The sequence below is a fragment of the Brevundimonas sp. genome, from assembly GCF_013912065.1.
In the GTDB taxonomy this organism is placed as follows: domain Bacteria; phylum Pseudomonadota; class Alphaproteobacteria; order Caulobacterales; family Caulobacteraceae; genus Brevundimonas.
Map to the genome: position 1 here is coordinate 24694 of NZ_JACESA010000015.1, position 23113 is coordinate 47806.

Here is a 23113-nt window from a genome sequence, read left to right on the forward strand (position 1 = left end):
CACTATTTGTTCCCGTCTGCGAAGAGCCGCCGGCCGTGAAAACGGCCGGCGGTCCGATCGAACGGGGGATGGATTCAGCGAACCGGCGAGACGGCGAACTGACCGCCGTCGCGGTAGCGGTACAGATAGGAGGGGGCGATGGCCTCCATGCCCGTCGGATAGACGACGCCCAGGTCGGACAGGGTCGCGGCGTCCGAGGCCACGACATTGTCGCTCTGGAGCATGACGACCTGATCGCGGGTCAGGGGCGGGGTCAGGCCGACGAAGCGGACGGTTTCGAGCACTGCGCCCATCAGTCGGGCGATCGGGAAGGGAATGGGCAGAAGCAGGCGGTCGCGGCCGGTCTCGCGCCGCACCAGTTCCAGCACCTCGCGGAAGGTGAAGACGTCGGGGCCGCCCAGTTCGAAGGTGCGGCCTGCGGCGTCGCCCTGGATCACGGCGCGCGCGACGGACTCGGCCACGTCGCCGACATAGACCGGCTGGAACTTCGTCGCGCCGCCGCCGATCAGAGGCAAGGCGGGAGCCATGGTCGCCATTTCGGCGAAGCGGTTCAGGAAGCCGTCGGCGGCGCCGAACACCAGGGATGGGCGCAGGATGACGGCGTCGGGATAGACGGCGCGGATCTGGTTCTCGGCCTCGCCCTTGGTGCGGGCGTAGGCGGAGGGGCTGTTCGCGTCGGCGCCGATGGCCGAGATCTGGACGACGCGTTCCACCCCGGCGGCCCGGGACGCCTGGGCGATGGCCCTGGCGGCCTCGACATGGGCGCTCTTGAAGCCGCGCTTGCCGCCGCCGTCATGCAGGACGCCGACCAGATTGACCACGGCGTGCGAGCCGCGCACCGCCGCCGCCACGTCGTCGGCGCTGGTCACGTCGCAGCGCATGAACTGGATCTGGCCGGGATCGCCCTGGGGCTGGACCTCGATGGCCTGGACCGGGTTGCGCACGGCGATGCGGATGCGCCAGCCGCGGCGGGCCAGGGCGCGCACCGCCTGCGACCCGATGAAGCCCGAACCTCCGAAGAGGGTCACGACGCCGGGGGCCAGGTCAGCCATGGGGAAAGCTCCAGTGAAATCCGTGTCGGCGGGATAGACGATAGGGCGCCGCGCTGCAACGCGGCGATAAACGGTTAAGCTGGCGACAGGGCCGGCGGGATTCAGACCCCGGCCGAAAAAAGAGGGTCTGAATAGTCTGAATCGTCTGAAAGCCGCCCTGGGCGCGGTTGGGTCTCACGGTTCATCTTCCCTCCCTCTCCGGCGTCGAGGCCGTTCGGCCCCAGTGTAATCCGAGGGGGAGGCCTGCCGGGTCGATTGTCGTCAGACAGGGGTAAGGGGTTGATTTTCCTCGAAGGGGAGCAGCGTCATTAGGCGGGTTACGGGTCTTGTCTCCTCCCCGCTCTACGGAGGAGACGGAGGGGTGTTCGTCATCTGTCTCCTCCCCATTTCATGGGGAGGTGGCGCGACGCGGCTTCGCGTCGTGACGGAGGGGTTCTTCGACGCACCACCGACGTCCGTGGGACGTCAAGAACCCCTCCACCCCCGCGCAAGGGGCGCGGCGGTCCCCCTCCCCGCAAAGCGGGGAGGAGACGGCGGGTTTCGTCATCTGTCTCCTCCCCATTTCATGGGGAGGTGGCGCGGCGCGGCTTTGCGTCGTGACGGAGGGGTTCTTCGACGCATCGAATGTCCGTGGGACGTCCAGAACCCCTCCACCCCCGCGCGAAGGGACGCTGTCTGTCAGGTCAGGGGCGGCCGACGAGTTGGTCGACCGAGCCGCTGGTGACGGGGTGATACAGCGGCCGGGCCTCGGCGTAGATGCGGCGGGCGATAGGGCGGCCCCAGTCGCCTTCGTTCCACAGGGTCTGGAATAGGGGCAGGACGAATTTGCGGCGGCCCTGGCCGGTCAGGAAGGCCTCAGCCGTGGCGACCGAGGGCTGGTAGCGGTGGGCGAGAGCGATCTGCAGCCAGGCGAAGGTCAGTTCGGTATTGCCTTCGTGCGCCAGGTTCAGGGTGCGCTCCAGGTCCGCCAGCTGGGCGGTAGTCAGCCAGTCGGCGCCGGCGGCCAGGCCCTGGGGACGCCAGCCGAGGAAGCGCTGGCGCTGCTGGGTGTTCCAGTCCGCCCACGGAATGGCCGAGGCCGGGCCCTTGTCCCGGAAGAAGGCCACGGCGGCGGCGTCCACCGGCTCGAAGGCGTGGGAGACGGGCGCCACGGCGTTGGACGGCAGACCGGGCTGATAGACCCAGGCGTCCAGCTGCAGCTGGGCCTCCAGGGCGGCGTCGCCCTTGATCAGATGGGTGCGGATGTCGTCCAGGAACATGGCCGTGGTCATCGGCCGATAGGCGTTGCGATCGAAATAGCCGCGGAGCCAGGCGTCGAAACGGTCGCGGCCGACGGCCCGCTCGATGGTGCGGAGGAACAGGGCGCCCTTTTCATAGGCGATGTCGCTCATGCCGTCGTCGGGATCGCGGCCCTGAAGATCCAGATGCAGGCGGGTGTCGGCGGCCGGCAGGGACTTCAGCGTGTCCTGCAGACTGTCCCAGCCGAGCACCTGTTCCTGCATGGCGCGGTCATGGCCATAGACCGACTCCATGATCCGGTTCTCGAAATAGACGGTGAAGCCCTCGTTCAGCCAGAAGTCGTTCCAGGTGGCGTTGGTGACCAGATTGCCGGACCAGGAGTGGGCCAGTTCGTGCGCGACCAGCGACACCAGCGACTGGTCGCCGGCGATGATGGTCGGGGTGGCGAAGGTCAGTTTGGGGTTCTCCATCCCGCCGAACGGGAAGGAGGGCGGCAGGACCAGCAGGTCGTAGCGGCCCCAGCGATAGGGGCCGTACAGCGCCTCGGCGGCGTCCACCATCTTGGCCGTCGGCTCCAGCTCGGCGGCGGCGGCGCGCAGGCGGCTGGGCTCGGTCCATACGCCGGTGCGTTCGTCGAAGGGGGCGAAGGCGATGTCGCCGACCCCAATGGCGATCAGATAGGGCGGGATCGGATTGTTCATCCGGAAGCGCCAGGTCTTCATTCCGTTTGCGGCCGGTTCGCCCTGCGGCGTCAGATGATCGGCGCTCATGACCACGGTCAGGTCGGCGGGCGCCGTGATCCGGGCCGAATAGGTCTGGCGGATGCCGGGGCTGTCCTGGGTCGGGACCCAGGTGCGGGTCAGGATGGCCTGGCCCTGGCTGAACAGATAGGGCTTCTGGCCGCCGGCTGTCTGGGCCGGGGTCAGCCATTGCAGGGCCGCCGCGTCGGGACGGGTCGAATAGCGGATGGTGATCTTGCGCCGCTCGTTCGGGGCGAAGGCGGGGAAATAGACCGTCAGGGGCTGGCCCTTGATGGGGTCGTTATCGCCGACGACATAGCGCAGCGGCTGGCCCTGGGCGTCGCGGACGTCCTGGATGTCCAGGTTGCGGATGTCCAGGATGACCTCGTTGGCGCCGGGAACGGCCAGGATGTCGAGGGTCGCCGTGCCCGACAGGGTCTTGGCCTCGAAGTTCGCCGTCAGGTCCAGGGCCACGTCGACGACGCGGGCGATCTCGGGACGGGCGTAGGTATGGGTGTCGACGGCCTCGGGGCCGGGCGCGGGGGCGACGGCGGGCGGGGTCATGGCGGCGCCTCCGGTCGTGGTGGTGGAGCAGGCGCCGAGGCCCAGAACCGAAGCAAGGGCGAGGGCGGAGACGAGACCGAAGGCTTTGCGCTTCATCGAGGCTTTCCAGGGCTGATCGTGACGATTGGCCCGGAGAACGCGCGGAAACGCCGAAAAGATCAAGCCTCGGCGGCGGCCTTGATCGGCGGCAGGTGATGGGCGCGGAACAGGCGGCCGCGTTCGGCGAACAGGACGCAGCCCAGGGCGATCAGGCCGAAGACGGTGAAGCCCAGGGCCATCGGCACGGTCGTGCCGTTGAACTGCTGGCCCACCGCAAAGCCCAGAAGCGAGCCGACGATGGTGGAGATGAAGCCCTGGATCGAGGCGGCGGTGCCGGCGATATGGCCCATGGTCTCCATGGCCATGGCTCCGAAATTGCCGGCGATCAGGCCGAAGCAGAACATGGTCAGGGTCTGAAGGACCGCGAAGGTCCAGATCGACTCGATCCCCAGCAGGGCCACCGTCGCATGGACCGCCGAAATGACGGTGAAGCCGATCAGGGCCGTGTGCGAAATGCGGCGCGAGCCCAGGCTGACGACCAGACGGGCGTTGACCAGGGAGGCTATGGCGATGCCGCCGGCGATCAGGGCGAAGACGGCGGGGAAGGCGGCCTCGGCGTCGAAGACGTCGGCGAAGATCTGCTGGGACGAGTTGATGAAGCCGAACAGGGCGCCGGTGATGGCGGTCATGGCCAGCATATAACCGACGGCGGTCCGGTCGGTCAGGGCGGTCTTATAGGCCGAGGCCAGGCGACGGGCCTGGATCGGCAGCCGATCCTCGGGCTTCAGGGTCTCGGGCAGGCGCAGGCTCGCCCAGACGATCAGGCCGACGCCGATCAGGCCCAGACCGGCGAAGATCCAGCGCCACGGTCCGACCAGCATGATCAACTGGCCGATGGACGGGGCCAGGATGGGCACGCCGAGGAAGACCAGGAAGCTGAACGACATGACCCGCGCCATGGTCCGGCCCTCGTAGCGGTCGCGCACGATGGAGACGGCCAGAACGCGGGTGCAGGCGCTGCCCAGACCCTGGCCGATCCGGGCCAGGATCAGCATGTCGAAGGTCGGGGCCAGGGTCGCCAGCAGGCTGAAGACCACATAGACGCCGACCCCGAACAGCAGGACGGGCTTGCGGCCGAACCGGTCGGCCAGCGGGCCGTAGATCAGCTGGGCCCCGCCGAAGCCGAGCAGATAGGCGGTGACCACCCACTGGCGGCTGTTCTCGTTCTCCACGCCCAAGTCCGCGCCGATGTGCGGCAGGGCCGGCAGCATCGAGTCGATGGCCAGGGCGTTCAGCGCCATCATCAATGCGATCAGACAGACGAACTCGACGAAGCCGAGATCCTTCTTGGCGGGCGCTGACGGGGGGGAAGAGGACATGGGGGGCAGATGCGCCGTCCCGTGCGGAACCGCAACCGTTCCTCTGTCATAAATTGCTGCAATGCAGCGAAACCGGGGTTGACCTTGCGGCGCCTCGCCAAGGTCACGAAGCTTCGCTAGAGGAAGTCATGACAGAACAGATGACAGCACAGGCGGCGCTGGACCGCCTCGAGACCCTCTACACCCGATCCGTGACCAACCTGCGCGACGCCGTGCGGGATTTCGTCAACACCGGCGTCCGGCCTGATCCGCTGAAGCGCGCCGAAGGGGTGTTCGCCTATCCCGAACTTCGCATCCGCTGGGACGGGGATCGCCCCCAGGATCTGGAGCCGCGCGCCTATGCCCGGCTGGCGAAACAGGGCGCCTATTCCACCACAGTCACGCGGCCGGACCTGTTCCGCCCCTATCTGGACGAACAGCTGGGCCTGCTGGAACGGGAATACGGCGCGACCTTCGAGGTCGGGGTCTCGCGCCAGGAAATCCCCTTCCCCTATGTGACCGACGGGCTGGAGGTGGCGCTGGACCGGTCGATGACGACCGCTCTGGCCCGCTGGTTCCCGACCACGGACCTGGCCCATATCGGCGACGAGATCGCCGACGGTCTGTTCGACATGGCCGGAGATTTCCCCCTGTCGCATTTCGACGGGCTGAGGACCGACTTTTCGCTGGCGCGGCTGCGGCACTACACCGGCACGCCGGTGGACGATGTTCAGTCCTATGTGCTGTTCACCAACTATAATCGCTATGTCGACGAGTTCGTGCGCTGGGCCATCGAACAGCTGCAGACGCCGGGCACGCCGTACGAGACCCTGTCCTGCGCCGGCGGGGTGGTGATCACCCGGGACACGCCCAATCCCGAGGCGGCGATCAGCGACACGGCCTGGAAGAAGCACCAGATGCCCGCCTATCACCTGACGGCGCCGGGTCATAAGGGGGTGACCCTGGTCAATATCGGCGTCGGCCCGTCCAACGCCAAGACCATCACCGACCACCTGGCCGTCACCCGACCGCATGTCTGGCTGATGATCGGCCACTGCGGCGGCCTGCGCGCCAGCCAGACCATCGGCGACTATGTGCTGGCCCACGCCTATCTGCGCGACGACCATGTGCTGGACGCGGTGCTGCCGCCGGACATTCCGATCCCGTCCATCGCCGAGGTCCAGCGCGCGCTTTACGACGCCACCAAGTCGGTCAGCGGCATGCCGGGCGACGAGGTCAAGCTGCGCCTGCGCACCGGCACGGTGGTGACCACCGACGATCGGAACTGGGAGCTGCGCTATTCCAAGTCGGCGCTGCGCTTCAACCAGAGCCGGGCCGTCGCCATCGACATGGAAAGCGCCACCATCGCCGCCCAGGGCTATCGGTTCCGGGTGCCCTACGGGACGCTGCTGTGCGTGTCGGACAAGCCGCTGCACGGCGAGATCAAACTGCCGGGCCAGGCCAACCGCTTCTACGAAGGCTCGATCTCGGAACATTTGCAGATCGGCATCCAGGCGGTGGACCTGATGCGAAACGAGGGGCCGCGCCTGCACTCCCGCAAGCTGCGCGCCTTCGACGAGCCGCCGTTCAGGTGAAGACTCCGACCGTCTCCTCCCCGTTCCGCGCGGGGAGGGGACCGCCGCGCCTCTTGCACGGGGGTGGAGGGGTTCTGGACGTCCCACGGACATCGGTGATGCGGTGAAGAACCCCTCCGTCACGACGCTGAAGAGGCGTCGCGCCACCTCCCCATGAATGGGGAGGAGATGGGTGTGGTGAAAGTGCTTTACAACACAAAGTACATTGTGCATCCTGTGGTCATCGATTTCAGGAGGAGGGCGCCATGACGCGCGAGACGCAGACTATTCAGGACGATATCGCCTATATGCGGGCCCTGGCCCATGAGGGGCGGCATGCGCCGCTGCTGGCCGGGCCGATCCTGGTGACGGCCGCCGTGGTGTTCGGCGTGGCTAACCTGGGGCAGTGGGCGCTGCTCAGTGGAGTGATCGAGGCCAGCCCCTGGGCGCCGGTCTGGCTCTGGATCGGGGCGGGCGCCGTGTTCGGCGTCGCGCTCGCGGTGCTGACCGGCCGAATGAAGGGCAAACCTGGTTTCAACTCGTCGGGCAACCGAGCCGTCGGCGCGGCGTGGTCGGCGGTGGGCTACGGAATCTTCGTCACCTGGATGGGATTGATGGCGATGGGGCTGCAGTCCGGTGACTGGTCGGTGATGAAGGTCATGCCCACTGTGGTCTTTGTGGCCTACGGTTCCGCCTGGATGATCGCGGGCGCCATGACGAGAGTGCGCTGGATGACAGTGACCGGGATTCTTTCCTATATCGGCGCGGTGGTGGTGGGCTGGTTCGCAGGCGACGTGGGCATGTATCTGGTCTTCACACTGGTGATCTTCGCCGTCGCCCTGGTCCCCGGTCTGATCCTGATGCGGCAGGAACCGTCGGAGATCGTCTGATGGCGGACGATTTCGATATCGGCCGCATCGACGAGGTCATTCATGGACGGATCCGGCTGGGGGTGATGGCCTATCTGTCCGGGGCGGAGACGGCGGACTTCAACACGCTGAAGGCCCGGTTGCAGACGACCGACGGCAATCTGTCGGTCCATCTGAGAAAGCTGGAGGACGCGGGCTTCGTGGCCGTGACCAAGAGTTTCGTCGGCCGCAAGCCCCTGACCGAGGCCAGGCTGACCGAAGCGGGCCGCGCCGCCTTCGTCGCCTATCTGGACGCCATGGCGGGCCTGCTGCCGGCGCGCTAAAAGGACGGCATGAGCGACCGTCTTCATGCCTTCGAGGCCATCGACAACTTCCGCGACTATGGCGATTACGCCACGGCGGCCGGGCGACGCGTGCGTCCCGGCCGCCTGCTGCGTTCGGCCCATCACGCGCGGGCCAGCGATGCGGATCTGGAGCGGCTGAAGGGGTTGGGCCTCGGCGCGGTGGTCGATCTGAGGCGGCCGGGCGAGCGGCGGGACCAGCCGTCGCGCCGGCATGACGGGTTCGACGCCCTGGTGATCGAGGGCGGGATGGACGACGGGGTCGAGGCGCCGCACATCACCTTCCTGAAGACCGAGGACCTGACCCCGGCCTCGGGCCGGCGGTTCATGGAGCGGACCTATCGCAGCCTGCCTTTCGACGCCTCGCATCAGGAGGTCTTCAGCCGCTATTTCAACGCGCTCGCCGGTATGGGGGACGACCAGGACCGGCCGGTGCTGATCCATTGCGCGGCCGGCAAGGACCGGACCGGCTTCCTCGCCGCCCTGACCCATCATCTGCTGGGCGTGCACCGCGACGACATGGTCGAGGACTATCTGCTGACCAACACCGCAGTCGACCTGGCCGGCCGGGCGCCGTCGATCGCGAAACAGCTGCAAAAGATGACCGGCCGGGTCGCCTCGGACGACGCGGTGGTCGCCTTCCTGGGGGTGGAGCCCGCCTATCTGGAAGCCGCCATCGCCGAGATCGAGTCCCGCCACGGGTCGCTGGACGCCTATCTTGAGCAGGCCTTGGGCGTCGATGCGGGCCTGCGCGAGCGGATCGAGGCGCGGCTGTCGGCGTGAGCGAGGGTCTGAGCCACGTCGTCGTCCGTGATCATCCGTGGACGGAACCGCTGGAGGTCGCCGTCGGGATCGGCGGGGCGGACGGCGCCCTGGCCCTGTTGTCGGACGGCGGGCCGGGCGGGCGCTGGTCCCATCTGGCGACCGGGCCGGACCGGGTTCATGTCGGCGAGGTCGAGGCCGATCTGTTCGGACCTTTGCGCGATCCGGCCTGGGGGGCGGGCACGGTCGGTCTGGCCGCCTATGACGCCGGGGCGCGTCCTGCGACGGGGGCGCGGACGCCGGTCTGGCCCGATCTGATCCTGGCCCGTTATCCGTCCCTGCTGAGCTTCGATCACCATCGGCACAGGGTCCGGGCGATCGGCCGGGGACGCGATCCGGCCGAGGCCGAGGCCGCCGCCGACCGCGCCGCCGCCTGGCTGGTCGCCGCCCGACCGGCGCCGCCTTCGACGGAACCGCCGGCCGAGGGGTTTGCGGCCGAGGCGCCGGAGCAGGCCTATCGCGAGGCCGTCGCCGAGGTGGTGGCGCGGATCGCGGCGGGCGAGCTGTTCCAGGCCAATATCGCCCGCGGCTGGAACGGGACGCTGAAACCCGAGGCCGATCCGTTCGACGTCTTCCTGCGGCTGCAGCAAGGGCGGGCCTCGTCCTATGGCGCCTTCTGGCGCGTCGGGGATCTGGCCCTGGTGTCGAACTCGCCCGAGCTTTTCCTGGCCTTCGACGGCGTCGGCGGCCGGATCGAGGCCCGGCCGATCAAGGGCACCCGGGCCCGCTCGTCCGATCCGGTCGAGGACGCCGCCCTGGCCGCCGAACTGCGGGCCAGCGCCAAGGACCGGGCCGAAAATCTGATGATTGTCGATCTGATGCGCAACGATCTGGCGCGGGTGTCGCGCGCCGGGTCGGTGGCGGTGGATCGGCTGTTCGCGGTCGAGAGCCATCCCACCGTCCATCATCTGGTCTCGACCGTGGTGGGGCGGGCCGATCCGGGGGTGACGCCGGCCGACCTGCTGGCGGCGAGCTTTCCGCCGGGCTCGATCACCGGGGCGCCCAAGCATCAGGCCATGAAGGTGATCGCCGGTCTGGAGCCGCCGCGCGGCGCCTGGTGCGGGTCTCTGTTCATTCTGGAAGAGGGCGGGGGGCTGACGGCCTCGGTGCTGATCCGCACGGCCTCGTTCGAATGCATCGACGGCCGCTGGCGTTTTCGCACCCTGGCCGGCGCCGGGATCGTGGCCGACAGCGATCCCGAGGCGGAACTGGCCGAGACTGAGGCCAAAATTTCGGCCCTGCGACGGGCGCTGACGGCCTGATCAGCAGGTCGTGCAGGTGATGACGGCGGTCCGGCGCGGTTCGAGCAGGGCGCGACGCTGGAAACGAAACTCGGGCAGGAAGGCCTGGAAGGGCGACTTGTAGGTATAGGCCGCCTCGGCGATCAGCACGGATTCGCCATTGTCCAGCATGTTCGCCGGCACCTTGGCGTCGGCCAGAGCCAGATCGTTCGCCAGAGCTCCTGTGCTCTTCGAACTGCGGCTCCAGTCGATCTTGTAGGTGGTGGAGGACACCCGGGTCACGCTGCTGATCCTTTGCTCCAGATCGGGGGAGGCGAAGGGGGCCATGATGTGCGGCCCGGCCTGGAAGATGTTGTCGACGTCGACGCTGGTCAGGCTCAGGGACTGAGACGCCAGATCCGCGGCCGTCGCCGCCACGTGGTTGGTCCGCTTCAGCGCCATATAGGCCTGGCTCAGATCGACCAGTCCGGCGTAGAACAGGATCATCACCGGGGCGATCAGGGCGAATTCCACGGCGGACACGCCGCGGACATCGCCGGCCAGACGGCGGATCAGCGACCTACGCACGCCAGGGCTCGTTGCGGAAGGCGGTGGTGGAGGAGATGACGATCTCGCCGGGGCCGCCCTTGGAGACCGCCTGGGTCAGGGAAGGGGCGATCATCGGCTGGCGGTACCAGATCCGGACCACCACCAGGTCCTCGGCGTCGCCGCCGTTATAGTTGTCCTTGTCCGGGACGCCGTCGCCGTCGGCGTCCTCGCCTTCGTCGGTGGCGGCGAAACTGGCGACCACGCGGACGTCGACCGTGGTCCGTGCGGCGCAACCGCTCTTGAAGACGCTCATATTATTGCAGAAGGCGGTCTTGAACTTGGTCGCGTCGAAGCCCTGCTCATAGGCTTGGCCGGTCCGCACCAGGCGGGTGGCGTCGACGACCGCGTTTTCGGCCACGGCGTCGATCATGAAGACCAGGCCGAGTTCGATCAGCGAATATAGAAGAACGAAAAAGGGCAGGGCCACCATGGCGAACTCGACCGCCGCGGCGCCCTCGCGGGCTCTACGGGCGTCGGTCCGATGACGACGTCCAAGCCTGGAACGCCATACGTCCGGACGTATGGGGCGGATCATCGACCGACCTCAGGGGGCGACGGAGGAGGAAGAAGTGGCTCCTTCCGCCTTGCGGAGGCTGGGCGCGCAGGAGGCGCCGCAAGCCATCTCGGTGGCCTGGGCGCCGCGCCACACCCGGACCGTGCCGGTCGACCCGCCGGTGACGACGATCTCGCGCTGGAACAGGGTGCGGCCGACGCCGTCCACGGCGACCACTTCGGTGACGCCATAGCCCCTGCCGACGATGAACAGGGTATAGGCGTCGACGACGGTGACATCGGCGATGGCCGGATTGCCGACGATGACGGACGAGGCCGATCCGCTCAACTGAACGCGGGCGGAGCGGTCGATCTCGACATTGAGGGCGCCGGCCTGGGAAGCGGTTTGGGCCGAGGCCGCGAGCGGCGCGAGGGCGGATGCGGCGACCAGGGCGGCGGTCATGAGGATCATCGAAGGGCGGAGCATCGGCGACTCTGGTGCGATAGCGCGTGTGAACGCGGACGCGCGCATAATGCTGCCGGGTTCCTCAACAAAGGCTGAAGCCACCCAAAGCGATTTTTCTTTGGTGAATCCGTGCGTAACCACAATTCGTGACTCAGCCTTAATGTGCGTTGGGCATTCTCATCCTGCGTTTTGGGGGTCAAGCGGGCTACCGGCTCCCCCCGCCATCTGCTCGCTGGACATAAATCAAAGGACCTATGCAATGACCAAGTTTGTTTCGCGTTTCGCTAAAGACGAGTCGGGCGCCACGGCCATCGAATACGGCCTGATCGCGGCCCTGATCGCCGTCGTCATCATCACCGCCCTGACCACCCTCGGCGGCAACCTTGAGAAAACTCTCGAGAACGTCGGCGCCGAGCTCGGCAAGGACGCGTAAGACTGAATAAGTCTTGAAACCGGGAAGGGCCGGGGCGGCGACGCCCCGGCCCTTTCTCTTTGCGCGCGACCCGGCGGGCGAAACCCGAACTTAACGTCCGGCCGCTAGACCCAAGGGATGGAATCCGTCCTTCTGCTCGCCCTGAGCCTGATGCCCGCCCTCGTCATCGTCGGCGGACTGCATGATCTGGTCACGATGAAGATCCCCAACTGGATCTCGCTGGCGCTGATCGTCCTGTTCTTTCCAATCGGCCTGGCGGCCGGACTGGGGCCGGCGGACCTTGGCGTTCATGTCGGGGTGGCCGTCCTGGCCCTGATCGTCGGCGCCGGCATGTTCGCCCTGAACTGGATCGGCGGCGGCGACGCCAAGCTGATCGCCGCCAGCTGCCTGTGGCTGGGCTGGAGCGGATCGGCCATGTTCCTGCTGTGGACCGGCGTCGCGGGCGGGCTGTTCTGCCTGCTGCTGATCGCGGCGCGCCAGCACCTTCAGTTCGTCGTGCCGTCCGCCCCGGGTTGGACGGCGCGGTTGCTCGAGCCCAAGGGACATATTCCTTACGGCGTCGCCATCGCCATCGGCGCCCTGATGGCCTTCCCCGACGCCGACCTGATGAGCGGCCTGCTGTAGGCGCGACGCGTGTTCGTCGAGCTTAGGAACGCATTAACCCGGCGGCGTCATGATCGTTAACGACAGCGCATCATGGACCGAGTCCGGGTCGCGGCGTCTGTTGGAGTTTTATGGATGAAGCCCGCCCGCATCGCCGTCATCTGTATCGCCGCCGTTTCCGCCCTGGGCCTGGCCCTGGTCGTCCGCGCCATGGGCAACGGTTCAGAGCCCGCCGCTCCCGCCGCCGCCGCGCCGGTGGAGGCCCGTCCGATGGCCAAGATCCTGGTTGCGGCGAAGGATCTGGCGCCCGGCAAGCGTCTGACGGACGGGGACCTGGCCTGGAAAGAGTGGCCGTTGGACGAGGTCAATCCGGCCTTCATCACCGACGGCTCGACGCCGATCCCGGCCAAACCCGCCGCCGAGGCTCCCGCCGAAAAGGCCGAGAACGTGGTGGAGGGCGCGGCCAAGGTCATCAACCGGGTCGCGAGTTCCGGCGCCAAGGCCGACTATGTGGGGTCGGTGGTGCGTGAACCCATTCTCGCCGGAGAACCCATCGTCGGCCGCAAGATCGTGCGGGCCGGCGACAGCGGCTATCTGGCCGCCTATCTGGAGCCCGGCATGCGGGCCATGGCCATCGGCGTGACGGTGGAATCCGCCGCCGGCGGCTTCATCCTGCCCGGCGATCGGGTCGATGTGGTCTTCACCGGCGAGGACAAGAGCGGCGTCGAGGGCGGCGGCGGCAAATTCATCGCCGGCACCGTGCTGCACAACGTCAAGGTTCTGGCCATCGACCAGTCGACCCGCGCCGGCGACGACGAACAGGCGGTGGTCGGGGCGACCGCCACGCTGGAGGTCGGTCCCCAGGACGCCGAAATCCTGGCTCAGGCCAAGGCCCAGGGCGAGCTGTCCCTGTCGCTGCGTTCCTATGCCGACACGGCCGGTCCGTCCGGCTCGATCCGCCGCGCCGCCGCCGCCGCAGCCCCCCAACGCCAGACCGTCCGCATCTACCGCGGCGGCGCGCCCGAGGTGGTGACGCCGTGAGGAAGCCGACCATGCGTCTTTTCACCGCCGCCCTGGCCAGCGCCCTGATCGCCGGGGGCGCCGCGCCCGCCGAGGTCCTGGCCCAGAGCCGCACCGCCGTCTCGACCGGGGCGGCGCAGAGACTGATCAACCTGCCGCGCGGCACCTCGTTCGCGGTCGATCTGCCGGCCGACGCGCGCGACGTCATCGTATCCAATCCGCAGGTGGCCGAGGCCATGCTGCATTCGCCGCGCCGCATCACCGTCATCGGCGTCGCGCCGGGCGAGACCGACGCCGTCTTCCTGGACGCCGCCGGCCGCACCATCCTGAGCCTGCGCGTACGCGTCGACGCCGGCACCAGCGCCCTTCAGGACACGCTCGGCCGTCTCGCCCCTGGCGGCGAAATCCGTGCCGAGGCTGTCAACGATAGTGTGATCCTGACGGGTGTCGCCGCATCTCCGGCTCAGGCCGCACAAGCCGCTCAAGTGGCTCGCGCCTTCGTGTCTGCACCTGAGAAGGTGATCAACATGATCAGTGTGGCGGGGTCTGATCAGGTCACACTGAAGGTGCGGGTGGTCGAGGTCCAGCGCAGCAGCCTGAAGCAACTGGGTTTCAGCGCCGATATTCTGAAGGGGTCCGGGATTCATTCCTACGGCTTCAGTCGACCGAACACCTACGGGGTCAACGGCGCGGCGCTTGGGGGAAGCGGCCTTTGCTATAATCAGAATGGCGGCCGGACGACGAACCATTCGAATTCGACTTCGACTTCGAGCATCGTCGATAACGCCAACAGCGTCGTGGACACTACCCAGACCAATATTGGCGATGACTTGAATTTCGTTCGCAACACCAGGAGCAGCAGCTCTGGTAGTTCGCTGACGGATGTGATTTCCAGCGCCGCATCGACAGCCTTCCAGACGATGACGGGTACGAACGCCACCGGATGTCTCGAGGCGTTCGAGCGCGTGGGCTTGGCCCGTACCTTGGCCGAACCCAACCTGACATCCGTAAATGGCGAATCCGCCAACTTCCTGGCCGGCGGCGAGTTCCCCCTGCCCACCGGCCGCGACAAGGACGGCACCATTACAGTGACCTACAAGCCTTACGGCGTGGGGCTGTCCTTCCGGCCGGTCGTGCTGTCCGAGGGAAGGATTTCGCTGCAGGTGAAAGTGGAGGTGTCGGAACTGACCGATGAGGGCGGATTCACCATAGGCGCCGGCACCGCTTCTTCCATCACCCTTCCGGGTCTGACTGTCCGACGCAGCGAGAATACGGTCGAACTGCCTTCTGGAGGATCCATGATGATCGCCGGTCTGCTTCAGGAAAGTTCCCGCCAGACGGTGGATTCCTTGCCCGGCGTCACCAACCTCCCCGTGCTGGGTTCGCTGTTTCGGTCACGGGACTTTCTGAGCGGCGAGACCGAACTGGTTGTAATCGTCGAACCCTATATCGTCTCACCGACTTCGCCCGACCGGATGCAGACGCCGGCTGACGGCCTCCGTATCGCGAGCGATTCGCAGACCATGCTGTTCGGCCAGTTGAACCAGATCTACGGATCGCCCGCCCCGTCGAGCGACCGGCCCGGAGCCGAGTGGCAGGGCGCGGTCGGCTATGTGATCGAGTAAGCCCATGATCCGCACCCCCAAGGCGCTCGTTATCGCGCTCGCTTTTTCGGCTCCAGTCTTCGGACTTGTCAGCTGTGTCGGCGGTCCCGCAAGCCTGGGCGGGCCGGCTCCGCTGACGCCGACGTCGCGATATTCGCTTCAGGTCGAAAATGGCCTGGATCGGATCGCCTTCGCGGTTCACGAAGACGGGCTGTCCACCAATCAGAATGCCGCTTTAAGCGACCTGGCCCGGCGGTTTGCCGTGTCTGGCGCCGAGGTGATCGTGATCGAAGCCCCGGCCGGTGGAGATCCCGTCGCCGTCAAGGCCGCCTATGACGTCCACGCCATGCTGGAGCGTCTCGGCCTGGCGTCGGAGCAACTTCGCATCATCAGCTATACTGGGCCTGACCCCCGCGCTCCCGTTCTCGTCGGCTTCGAGACCATTCAGGCGGCCGTACCCCGCTGCGGGACGGCCTGGGGCAATCTGAGCCGTACGGGAGACAATAGGACCAGCGCCAACTTCGGCTGCGCCGTGACTGCAAATCTGGCAGCTCAGATCGCCGACCCCCGCGACATCGTCGCGCCACGCGCTTTGACCCCTGCTGACGCCGGACGTCGATCGGTCGTGTTCGACAACTATCGAGCTGGAAGGCTGACGGCTGCCCCGCAAGAGACTCTGGTTGCTCGGACACGAGTCTCGACGGCGGTGGAATAGCCCCATGAGCATTCCCGCTTCCCGAGATATCGAGACCTTCGACGACGACTTCGACGTCGATATGGATTTCTCCGAGCCTGGCGCCTTCCCGAGCGAGCCGGCGCGCGCGCCGCTGCAGTTCACCGCGCCGAGCCCGACGTCAACGGCGGAACCTGGTCCGCGCGCCCAGACGCTTCAGCCGGCGAGCCCGGTCTCGCCCGCCGCCGGTTTCAATCCGGTGGGCGACATGGTGGCCCAGGCCCAGTCCAATTTCGTCCCGGTTCCGGACACGGCTTCCGTCGGCGTCGTCCCTGCAGACCTGGCTTCCGCCGGTCTGGCCCCCGTCGGTTTGGCCCCGTCGAGCGCCATCGGCGAGGTGTCGGTGCCGCGCATCGCCATTCACGTGTTCGCCGAACGTCAGGACACCCTGGCGGCGGCCGAGCGCGCGGCCCAGGACCGGCGCCTGTCGCGGGCCACGACCCAGATCCGCATCGGCGGCATCATGGCCGCGGTCGAGACCTATCGTCACGAACCGACGCCGCCGCTGATCATCGTCGAATGCCTAAAGGATCCCCAGACCCTGCTCTGGGAGGTCGATCAGCTGGCCGAGGTCTGCGACTCCGGCACCAAGGTGGTCGTCGTCGGTCCGACCAACGACATCCTGCTGTTCCGCGAACTGATGCGGCGCGGGGTCAGCGAGTATCTGGTCGGCCCGCTGCAGCCGCTGCAGTTGATCGCGGCCATCGGCGGCCTGTTCAATGATCCGGCCCAGCCCTTCGTCGGCCGCTCCATCGCCTTCGTCGGCGCGCGGGGCGGAGCGGGGGCCTCGGCCGTGGCCCACAACACCGCCTACGCCATCTCCGAGCGCATCGGCGCCAACACCGTCATCGTCGACTATGACCTGCCGTTCGGCACCGCCGGCCTGGACTTCAATCAGGATCCGCTGAACGGCGTCGCCGACGCCCTGGGCCAGCCCGACCGTCTGGACTCGACCCTGCTGGACCGGATGATGGTCCGATGCACCGACAAGCTCAGCCTGTTCGCCGCGCCCGCCACCCTGGACACCGACTGGGACATCTCGACCGAGGCCTTCGAGGAGGTGACCACACGGATCCGCTCGACCGCCCCCTTCGTGGTCCTGGACCTGCCGCACCTGTGGTCGCCGTGGATGCGCCGCACCCTGATCAGCGCCGACGAGGTGGTCGTGATCGCCACCCCCGACCTGGCCTCGCTCCGCAACGCCAAGAACATGATGGACCTGGTCCGGTCGGGTCGCCCCAATGACGCGCCGCCGCGGCTGGTGCTGAACCAGGTCGGCGTGCCGGGCCGTCCGGAAATCCCGGCCAAGGACTTCGGCGCCGCCCTGGGCGTCCACCCCAGCCTGATCATTCCCTTCGACGCCAAGACCTTCGGCGCGGCCGCCAACAACGGTCAGATGATCCTGGACGCCGGCGCCAAGACCAAGGCCGCCGAAGCCTTCCAGACCCTGGCCCAGATCGTGTCGCGCCGGGAACTGCCGGCGCTGGCCGGACCCAAGGCCAAACCGGGCAAGGCGGCTTCGAGCGAGTCGAAGTCCCTGTTCGGCTCCATGTTCAAGAAGCGCTGACGGGTGTTCGGAAAACGCACAGGCCAGCCTGGCGTCGCCGCCGCGCCGCCGCGTCCCGTTCCCCAGCCGGCGGGCGCGCCCGAGTTCGCGGCCGCGCCTCGTCAACCCACGCCGGGCGTACAGACCGAGGCCTTCGCCTTTGACGGCGGGACGGACTTCGAACCCGTCGCCGAGGCCTTCGCTCGCGCGGACGCGCCCGTGCAGCCTGCAACTCCGAAGCCGGACCGCCTCGACGCCCTGGCGTCGCGACCGGCGCCCGCTCCTGAAGCGCCCAACCCCGCCCCGCAGGGAAGCAAAACCGCCGGCCCCAAGGCCACCGCCGGCTTCGAACAGCTGAAAAAAGCCCAGGCGGTCGCCGAGATCGTCCGGGAGCAGAGCGACTATTATCACGCCACGAAGACGACCATCTTCAACGCGCTGATGAACACCATCGACCTGGCCCAGCTGGCTCAGCTGGACACCAAGGCCGCGTCGGAAGAGATCCGCGACATCGTCGCCGAACTGGTGGCGATCAAGAACGTCTCCATGTCGGTCGCCGAGCAGGAGCATCTGGTCCAGGACATCGTCAACGACGTCCTCGGCTACGGTCCGCTGGAGCCGCTGCTGGCGCGAGACGACATCGCCGACATCATGGTCAACGGCGCCGGCCGGGTCTTCATCGAGGTGGCCGGCAAGGTCCAGCTGACCAATGTCCGGTTCCGCGACAACGGCCAGCTGATGAATATCTGCCAGCGGATCGTGTCCCAGGTCGGCCGCCGCGTGGACGAGTCGAGTCCGATCTGCGACGCCCGCCTGCCCGACGGCTCGCGCGTCAACGTCATCGCGCCGCCGCTGGCGCTGGACGGACCGACCCTGACGATCCGGAAGTTCAAGAAGGACAAGCTGACGATGAAGAATCTGGTGGACTTCAAGTCCATCAGTCCCGAGGGCGCGCGCGTCCTGGGCGTCATCGGCGCCTCGCGCTGCAACCTGGTCATCTCGGGCGGCACCGGCTCGGGCAAGACGACCCTGCTGAACACCCTGACGGCCTTCATCGACCCGACCGAGCGGGTCATCACCTGCGAAGACGCCGCCGAACTGCAGCTGCAGCAGCCGCACGTCGTGCGCCTTGAGACCCGGCCGCCGAACCTGGAGGGTCAGGGCACGATCACCATGCGCGATCTGGTGAAGAACTGTCTGCGGATGCGTCCCGAACGGATCATCGTCGGCGAGGTGCGCGGTCCCGAGGCCTTCGACCTGCTCCAGGCCATGAACACCGGCCACGACGGCTCGATGGGCACGCTGCACGCCAACTCCCCGCGCGAGGCCATCAGCCGGATGGAATCGATGATCACCATGGGCGGCTACGGTCTGCCCTCCAAGACCATCCGCGAGATGATCGTCGGCTCGGTCGACGTCATCGTCCAGGCCGCCCGCCTGCGCGACGGGTCGCGCCGCATCACCCATATCACCGAGGTGGTGGGGCTGGAGGGCGACGTGATCGTGACCCAGGACCTGTTCGTCTACGACATCACCGGCGAGGACGAGCACGGCAAGGTCGTGGGGCGTCACCGCTCGACCGGCATCGCCCGCCCCCGGTTCTGGGACCGCGCCCGTTACTACGGGCTGGAGCGCGAGCTGGCCGACGCCCTCGACGCGGCGGAGTAGGGCGATGCTGCCGATCCTCGCCGCCGTTCTGGCCTTCATCACCATCGGCGGCCTTGGCTGGGTCTTCGTCGGCGGCGAAGATTCTTCCAGCCAGGCGGTCAAGCGCGCCCAGAACCTGGGCGAGGGCAAGCGCAACGCCGCCACGGCCCGCAAGGCCGCCGCCGCGGCCAATACGCCCGAGGCGCGCCGCAAGCAGATCATGGTCCAGCTGCAGGACGCCGAGCGCCGCGAACGCAAGGCCCGCGCTAACATGGCCGCCAAGCTGAAGCAGGCTGGCCTGACGATCAGTGTACGCACATTCTACATCATCAGCGTCGTCGCCGGCCTGATCGCCGGCCTGGGCGCCCTGGTGGCCGGGCTGCACGTTCTTCTGGCCCTGGGTCTGGGGATCATCGTCGGTCTGGGCTTGCCCCGGTGGGTCGTCGGCTTCCTGGCCAAGGGACGGATGAAGAAGTTCTCGCTGGAGTTTCCGAACGCCGTCGATGTCATCGTCCGGGGTATCAAGTCCGGCCTGCCGGTCCACGAATGTTTCAAGATCATCGCCCGCGAGAGCCCGGCGCCGCTCGGTCCAGCGTTCAAGAAACTCGTCGAGGCCCTGGGGGTCGGCATGACGCTGGAACAGGCGCTGGACAAGATGTTCGAACAGATGCCGACGCCGGAACTTCGGTTCTTCACCATCGTCATCGCCATCCAGCAGAAGACCGGCGGCAATCTGGCCGAGGCCCTGAGCAATCTGTCGGCCGTGCTGCGCGCGCGCCGGATGATGGCCGAGAAGGTCAAGGCCCTGTCGTCCGAAGCCCTGGCCTCGGCCGGCATCATCGCCGCCCTGCCGCCGGCGGTGATGACCATGGTGATGCTGTCCAGTCCCAGCTACATGATGATCCTGTTCACCGACTACCGCGGCAACTTCCTGCTGCTGGTGGCGGCCGCCCTGATGGGCACCGGCGTCTTCGTGATGAAGCGCATGATCTCGTTCAAGATCTGAGGCGGGACCATGCAGGGCTTCATCCGCTTCATCACCGACCCGCAGAACCTGCTCAGCCTGGGCGTCGGGGTTCTGGTCTTCGCCACCGTCCTGACCCTGCTGTCGTCGATGACCGGCGGGGTGAAGCTGGACAAGCGGATGAAGGCGGTTTCCGAACGGCGCGACGAGCTGAAACGCCGGTCGCGGGCCGCCATCCAGTCGGGAGCGGGCGGGCTGCGCCACACCGACGACGAAGGGTTCAAGAAACGGGTCGTGGACCGGCTGAACCTGACCAAGCTGCTGGAGGACCCCAAGGTCGCCGACCAGATGGCCCAGGCGGGGTATCGCGGACCGCGTCCGTTGACGACCTTCTACTTCTTCCGCTTCGCGTCACCCTTCCTGTTCCTGATGGTGACGGCCTTCTACATGTTCGTGATCAAGATCGTGGATTGGCCCACGATGAACAAGATCACCGCCTGCATGGCCGCCGCCGTGGCCGGCTTCTATGCGCCGAACCTGTTCCTGAAGAACCGGATCACCAAGCGGCGCACCTCGATCATGCAGGCGTTTCCCGACGCCCTGGACCTGCTGCTGATCTGCGTCGAGGCGGGCATGTCGATCGAGGCGGCGATCACCAAGGTCAGCCAAGAGATCGGCACCTCGTCGATCGACCTCGCCGAGGAACTGACGCTGCTGTCGGCCGAGCTCAGCTATCTGCCGGACCGGCGCCTGGCCTACGAGAACCTGGGCAAGCGCACCAATCATCCGGGCGTCAAGTCGGTCGCCGTCGCCATGACCCAGGCCGAAACCTATGGCACGCCGCTGTCGGCGGCCCTGCGCGTCATGGCCAAGGAGAACCGCGAGCTGCGTCTGTCGGCGGCCGAGAAGAAGGCCTCGGCCCTGCCGGCCCAGCTGACGGTGCCGATGATCCTGTTCTTCCTGCCGGTGCTGTTCATCGTCATCCTGGGACCGGCGATCCTGAACATCATGGACACCCTGGCCAAGGGGTGACGGGCTGACGGATCAGGCCTCGGCTTCGGCCTTGAGCCGGTCGACGATGGCCTGGTGCGCGTCGCGCAGGGCGATCCGGTGCTTGTCGTGGAACAGCTCGCCCCTCAGGCCCGCGAACTTGTGGGCGGAGGAGACGATGCACCGGCCCTTGTCCAGTTCCTCGATGTCGATGTAGCGCAGGCTGCGGAACAGGAAGCCCCGGTTCTCAGTCCAGACCAGCCGCACATAGGGCCGCCATTCGGCGACGCGTGCGGTCACCCGGCGTTGCGGCTGACCCGGAAAGGCTTCGGTTATCTCCAGCTGTCCGCCGAAGGCGATGGCGCCCTCGACATCGGTCTCATAGGGATTCCAGATATTCCATCGCGACAGGTCCGAGACCAGCTCCCACAACCGGTCGGAAGTGGCCTGCACGCCGACGCGTTTCTCGATCTTGGCATCATCCATGACGCCGATCTGCCACGGCTCGGCGTCGGAAGGAAGGCGCCCGACGCGTGATCTAGTCGGGCAGGACCACCTTCAACCGCCGCCCGTCGTCCAGCCCCAGCCGCGTCTTGACCTCGAACAGGTCGGCCCCGGCCGGGATGATCAGCAGCTTCTTGGGCTGGGCGGCGTTGACCGCCACCACGCCGCCCTTGGGGCAGATGTCGAAACAGTCGGTCCCCGCCACCGTCAACTCGCCCTTGCGCCCCTTCTTGCCCTTCTTCAGGTGCAGATACTTCCGCAGGGCCTTCTTCAGCGTCATGTCGCCGTCGGGGCCGAAGCCGCCGTCCAGCTTCTTCGAGCATTTTCGGCAGACAAGCACGACGTCGCGCCACTCGGTCGTCGTGCTCTTGATCGGCTTGGCCATGATTCGATTTTCGCCGAGCGAGGATCGTTGCACAAGCGCGATACTGGCCCGTCACCTCGCCGCGCGGCGGGGAGGTGACGGAAGGTCCTCACAACCGCTCGAACACCGTCTCGATGACCCGGCGATAAACCGCCGTCAGGGTCTCCAGTTCCGCCACCGGCACCCGTTCGTCGATCTGGTGCATGGTCTGGCCGACCAGGCCCAGTTCCAGCACCGGGCACAGGGCGCGGATGAAACGGGCGTCGGAGGTGCCGCCGGTGGTCGAGGCCTCGGGGCGGCGGCCGGCGACGGCCTCGACGGCGTCCTGGACCGCCGCGACGAAGACGCCGGGCTCGGTCAGGAAGGCTTCGCCGGAACACAGGTGCTCCAACGTGATCCGCAGCCCGGTCTCGGCCTGCATGGCGCCCGCCTCGCGGTTCAGCCAGTCGATCAGGTCGTCTCCCGTATGGCTAGGGTTGAAGCGGATGTTCAGCCGCGCCCTGGCCTCGGCCGGGATGATGTTGGTGGCCGGATTGCCGATGTCGATGGTGGTGATCTCGAGGTTCGACGGCGGGAAACCCTCATAGCCGTCGTCGAGGACATGATCGTTCAGCCGGCTCATCAGCCGGGCGATCACCGGGGCGGGATTGGCCGCACGCTCGGGATAGGCGACGTGGCCCTGTTTGCCCGTGACGGTGATCCAGGTGTTCAGGGAGCCGCGTCGGCCGACCTTGATCATGTCGCCCAGATGTTGCGACGAAGACGGCTCGCCGACGACGCAGGCGTCGATGACCTCGCCTTCGGCCGCCAGGGTCTCGACCACCCGTTTGGTGCCGTGCAGGGCCGGGCCTTCCTCGTCGCCGGTGATCAGGAAGGAGAGGGAGCCCGGAACCTCGCCCTCCGCGATGACCTGGGACACGGCGGCGACCCAGGCGGCGATTCCGCCCTTCATGTCCACCGCGCCGCGCCCATAGAGGACGCCGTCGCGGACCTCGGCGGTGAAGGGTTGCGACGACCACTGGTCCGACGGCCCGGTCGGCACCACGTCCGTATGGCCGGCGAAACAGAGGTTGGGCGAGGCGGTTCCGCGCCGGGCGTACAGGTTCTCGATCCGGGCGTGGACGCCCTCTCCGCCCGGCCCTTCGAAGGCCAGACGGCGGCAGTGGAAGCCCAGGGCGGTCAGATGACGTTCGAGAACGTCCATCGCCCCTTCGTCGGCGGGGGTGACGGACGGAATGCGGATCAGGTCGCGGGTCAGTTCGACAGGATCGATCACAGGAGTTGATGCGCGGCTCATGCGCCTATGCTTTACGGACAACG

The 23113-nt window shown here is 67.4% G+C and carries 23 protein-coding genes; 14 read left to right on the forward strand and 9 right to left on the reverse strand.

Translation table 11 applies throughout. The features are described from left to right. Positions 1-74: 74 nt before the first annotated feature. The 3 genes from H2037_RS13010 to H2037_RS13020 form a co-directional block, all read right to left on the reverse strand. Positions 75-1052 (reverse strand): complex I NDUFA9 subunit family protein, encoded by a 978-nt coding sequence (locus tag H2037_RS13010; protein ID WP_292122725.1) that lies wholly within the window; start codon positions 1050-1052, stop codon positions 75-77. A gap of 683 nt (positions 1053-1735) precedes the next feature. Continuing rightward, positions 1736-3691, reverse strand: coding sequence for a M1 family metallopeptidase (locus H2037_RS13015; RefSeq protein WP_292122728.1), 1956 nt, complete (start codon positions 3689-3691; stop codon positions 1736-1738). Positions 3692-3753: 62 nt separating this feature from the next. Further along, positions 3754-5013 carry a multidrug effflux MFS transporter gene (locus H2037_RS13020; protein ID WP_292122731.1) on the reverse strand — a complete coding sequence of 420 codons (1260 nt, stop codon included), beginning with the start codon at positions 5011-5013 and terminating at the stop codon, positions 3754-3756. Positions 5014-5141: 128 nt separating this feature from the next. Here H2037_RS13020 and H2037_RS13025 point away from each other — a divergent pair, with 128 nt between their 5' ends. The 5 genes from H2037_RS13025 (at position 5142) to H2037_RS13045 (ending at position 9860) form a co-directional block, all read left to right on the forward strand. Continuing rightward, on the forward strand, positions 5142-6587 hold the full coding sequence (locus H2037_RS13025; protein ID WP_292122732.1) for an AMP nucleosidase: 1446 nt from the start codon (positions 5142-5144) through the stop codon (positions 6585-6587). A 245-nt stretch (positions 6588-6832) separates the two neighbouring features. After that, positions 6833-7456, forward strand: a complete 624-nt coding sequence (locus H2037_RS13030; RefSeq protein ID WP_292122734.1) for a hypothetical protein — start codon at positions 6833-6835, stop codon at positions 7454-7456. Continuing rightward, on the forward strand, positions 7456-7758 hold the full coding sequence (locus tag H2037_RS13035) for a transcriptional regulator (RefSeq protein ID WP_292122736.1): 303 nt from the start codon (positions 7456-7458) through the stop codon (positions 7756-7758). The genes H2037_RS13030 and H2037_RS13035 overlap by 1 nt, the downstream gene beginning before the upstream one ends. A 9-nt stretch (positions 7759-7767) precedes the next feature. After that, positions 7768-8559 (forward strand): tyrosine-protein phosphatase, encoded by a 792-nt coding sequence (locus H2037_RS13040; RefSeq protein ID WP_292122739.1) that lies wholly within the window; start codon positions 7768-7770, stop codon positions 8557-8559. Then, entirely contained in the window at positions 8556-9860 is a 1305-nt protein-coding gene (locus tag H2037_RS13045) for an anthranilate synthase component I family protein (RefSeq protein WP_292122742.1), read from the forward strand. Before H2037_RS13040 ends, H2037_RS13045 begins: the two co-directional genes overlap by 4 nt. On the opposite strand, the gene H2037_RS13050 is transcribed toward H2037_RS13045, so the two are convergent. The 3 genes from H2037_RS13050 to H2037_RS13060 are packed head-to-tail and all read right to left on the reverse strand — an operon-like array spanning position 9861 to position 11406. Continuing rightward, positions 9861-10406 (reverse strand): TadE/TadG family type IV pilus assembly protein, encoded by a 546-nt coding sequence (locus H2037_RS13050; protein ID WP_292122745.1) that lies wholly within the window; start codon positions 10404-10406, stop codon positions 9861-9863. After that, positions 10399-10962, reverse strand: coding sequence for a TadE/TadG family type IV pilus assembly protein (locus H2037_RS13055; protein WP_292122748.1), 564 nt, complete (start codon positions 10960-10962; stop codon positions 10399-10401). The genes H2037_RS13050 and H2037_RS13055 overlap by 8 nt, the downstream gene beginning before the upstream one ends. A 9-nt stretch (positions 10963-10971) precedes the next feature. After that, positions 10972-11406, reverse strand: a complete 435-nt coding sequence (locus tag H2037_RS13060; RefSeq protein ID WP_292122751.1) for a pilus assembly protein N-terminal domain-containing protein — start codon at positions 11404-11406, stop codon at positions 10972-10974. 238 nt (positions 11407-11644) lie between these two features. On the opposite strand from H2037_RS13060, the gene H2037_RS13065 reads away from it, so the two are divergent. From H2037_RS13065 to H2037_RS13105, 9 genes are all read left to right on the forward strand, one after another. Continuing rightward, entirely contained in the window at positions 11645-11818 is a 174-nt protein-coding gene (locus H2037_RS13065) for a Flp family type IVb pilin (RefSeq protein WP_292122754.1), read from the forward strand. Between the two features lie 117 nt (positions 11819-11935). Beyond that, a complete protein-coding gene (locus H2037_RS13070) occupies positions 11936-12442 on the forward strand; it encodes a prepilin peptidase (RefSeq protein ID WP_292122757.1) in 507 nt (168 codons plus the stop codon). A gap of 114 nt (positions 12443-12556) precedes the next feature. Further along, positions 12557-13462 (forward strand): Flp pilus assembly protein CpaB, encoded by a 906-nt coding sequence (gene cpaB / locus H2037_RS13075; protein ID WP_292122759.1) that lies wholly within the window; start codon positions 12557-12559, stop codon positions 13460-13462. 11 nt (positions 13463-13473) lie between these two features. Continuing rightward, positions 13474-15066, forward strand: a complete 1593-nt coding sequence (locus tag H2037_RS13080) for a type II and III secretion system protein family protein (protein ID WP_292122761.1) — start codon at positions 13474-13476, stop codon at positions 15064-15066. 4 nt (positions 15067-15070) lie between these two features. After that, the gene (locus tag H2037_RS13085) at positions 15071-15760 is read left to right on the forward strand and encodes a CpaD family pilus assembly protein (protein WP_292122764.1); all 690 of its coding nucleotides are present in this window, start codon (positions 15071-15073) and stop codon (positions 15758-15760) included. A 4-nt stretch (positions 15761-15764) separates the two neighbouring features. Further along, positions 15765-17345 carry a cellulose synthase operon protein YhjQ/BcsQ gene (locus H2037_RS13090; protein WP_292122767.1) on the forward strand — a complete coding sequence of 527 codons (1581 nt, stop codon included), beginning with the start codon at positions 15765-15767 and terminating at the stop codon, positions 17343-17345. 3 nt (positions 17346-17348) lie between these two features. After that, a complete protein-coding gene (locus tag H2037_RS13095) occupies positions 17349-18992 on the forward strand; it encodes an ATPase, T2SS/T4P/T4SS family (RefSeq protein ID WP_292122769.1) in 1644 nt (547 codons plus the stop codon). A gap of 4 nt (positions 18993-18996) precedes the next feature. Beyond that, a complete protein-coding gene (locus H2037_RS13100) occupies positions 18997-19977 on the forward strand; it encodes a type II secretion system F family protein (RefSeq protein WP_292122772.1) in 981 nt (326 codons plus the stop codon). Between the two features lie 9 nt (positions 19978-19986). Beyond that, complete coding sequence (locus H2037_RS13105) at positions 19987-20967, forward strand: type II secretion system F family protein (RefSeq protein ID WP_292122775.1); 981 nt, start codon at positions 19987-19989, stop codon at positions 20965-20967. 12 nt (positions 20968-20979) lie between these two features. Here the strand turns inward: H2037_RS13105 and H2037_RS13110 are convergent, their stop codons facing one another. The 3 genes from H2037_RS13110 to dapE form a co-directional block, all read right to left on the reverse strand. After that, positions 20980-21411, reverse strand: coding sequence for an SRPBCC domain-containing protein (locus tag H2037_RS13110; RefSeq protein WP_292122778.1), 432 nt, complete (start codon positions 21409-21411; stop codon positions 20980-20982). A gap of 52 nt (positions 21412-21463) precedes the next feature. Beyond that, a complete protein-coding gene (locus H2037_RS13115) occupies positions 21464-21814 on the reverse strand; it encodes a hypothetical protein (protein ID WP_292122781.1) in 351 nt (116 codons plus the stop codon). Positions 21815-21902: 88 nt separating this feature from the next. Further along, positions 21903-23090, reverse strand: a complete 1188-nt coding sequence (dapE, locus tag H2037_RS13120; protein ID WP_292122784.1) for a succinyl-diaminopimelate desuccinylase — start codon at positions 23088-23090, stop codon at positions 21903-21905. Positions 23091-23113 lie beyond the last annotated feature (23 nt).

Coding starts and splice junctions, on each gene's coding strand:
- H2037_RS13040 (WP_292122739.1), top strand. CDS start 7,768: ATGAGCGACCGTCTTCATGCCTTCGAGGCCATCGACAACTTCCGCGAC.
- H2037_RS13055 (WP_292122748.1), bottom strand. CDS start 10,962: ATGATCCGCCCCATACGTCCGGACGTATGGCGTTCCAGGCTTGGACGT.
- H2037_RS13115 (WP_292122781.1), bottom strand. CDS start 21,814: ATGGCCAAGCCGATCAAGAGCACGACGACCGAGTGGCGCGACGTCGTG.
- cpaB (WP_292122759.1), top strand. CDS start 12,557: ATGAAGCCCGCCCGCATCGCCGTCATCTGTATCGCCGCCGTTTCCGCC.
- H2037_RS13085 (WP_292122764.1), top strand. CDS start 15,071: ATGATCCGCACCCCCAAGGCGCTCGTTATCGCGCTCGCTTTTTCGGCT.
- H2037_RS13090 (WP_292122767.1), top strand. CDS start 15,765: ATGAGCATTCCCGCTTCCCGAGATATCGAGACCTTCGACGACGACTTC.
- H2037_RS13020 (WP_292122731.1), bottom strand. CDS start 5,013: ATGTCCTCTTCCCCCCCGTCAGCGCCCGCCAAGAAGGATCTCGGCTTC.
- H2037_RS13035 (WP_292122736.1), top strand. CDS start 7,456: ATGGCGGACGATTTCGATATCGGCCGCATCGACGAGGTCATTCATGGA.
- H2037_RS13060 (WP_292122751.1), bottom strand. CDS start 11,406: ATGCTCCGCCCTTCGATGATCCTCATGACCGCCGCCCTGGTCGCCGCA.
- H2037_RS13015 (WP_292122728.1), bottom strand. CDS start 3,691: ATGAAGCGCAAAGCCTTCGGTCTCGTCTCCGCCCTCGCCCTTGCTTCG.
- H2037_RS13030 (WP_292122734.1), top strand. CDS start 6,833: ATGACGCGCGAGACGCAGACTATTCAGGACGATATCGCCTATATGCGG.
- H2037_RS13080 (WP_292122761.1), top strand. CDS start 13,474: ATGCGTCTTTTCACCGCCGCCCTGGCCAGCGCCCTGATCGCCGGGGGC.
- H2037_RS13010 (WP_292122725.1), bottom strand. CDS start 1,052: ATGGCTGACCTGGCCCCCGGCGTCGTGACCCTCTTCGGAGGTTCGGGC.
- dapE (WP_292122784.1), bottom strand. CDS start 23,090: ATGAGCCGCGCATCAACTCCTGTGATCGATCCTGTCGAACTGACCCGC.
- H2037_RS13065 (WP_292122754.1), top strand. CDS start 11,645: ATGACCAAGTTTGTTTCGCGTTTCGCTAAAGACGAGTCGGGCGCCACG.
- H2037_RS13070 (WP_292122757.1), top strand. CDS start 11,936: ATGGAATCCGTCCTTCTGCTCGCCCTGAGCCTGATGCCCGCCCTCGTC.
- H2037_RS13110 (WP_292122778.1), bottom strand. CDS start 21,411: ATGGATGATGCCAAGATCGAGAAACGCGTCGGCGTGCAGGCCACTTCC.
- H2037_RS13105 (WP_292122775.1), top strand. CDS start 19,987: ATGCAGGGCTTCATCCGCTTCATCACCGACCCGCAGAACCTGCTCAGC.
- H2037_RS13025 (WP_292122732.1), top strand. CDS start 5,142: ATGACAGAACAGATGACAGCACAGGCGGCGCTGGACCGCCTCGAGACC.
- H2037_RS13100 (WP_292122772.1), top strand. CDS start 18,997: ATGCTGCCGATCCTCGCCGCCGTTCTGGCCTTCATCACCATCGGCGGC.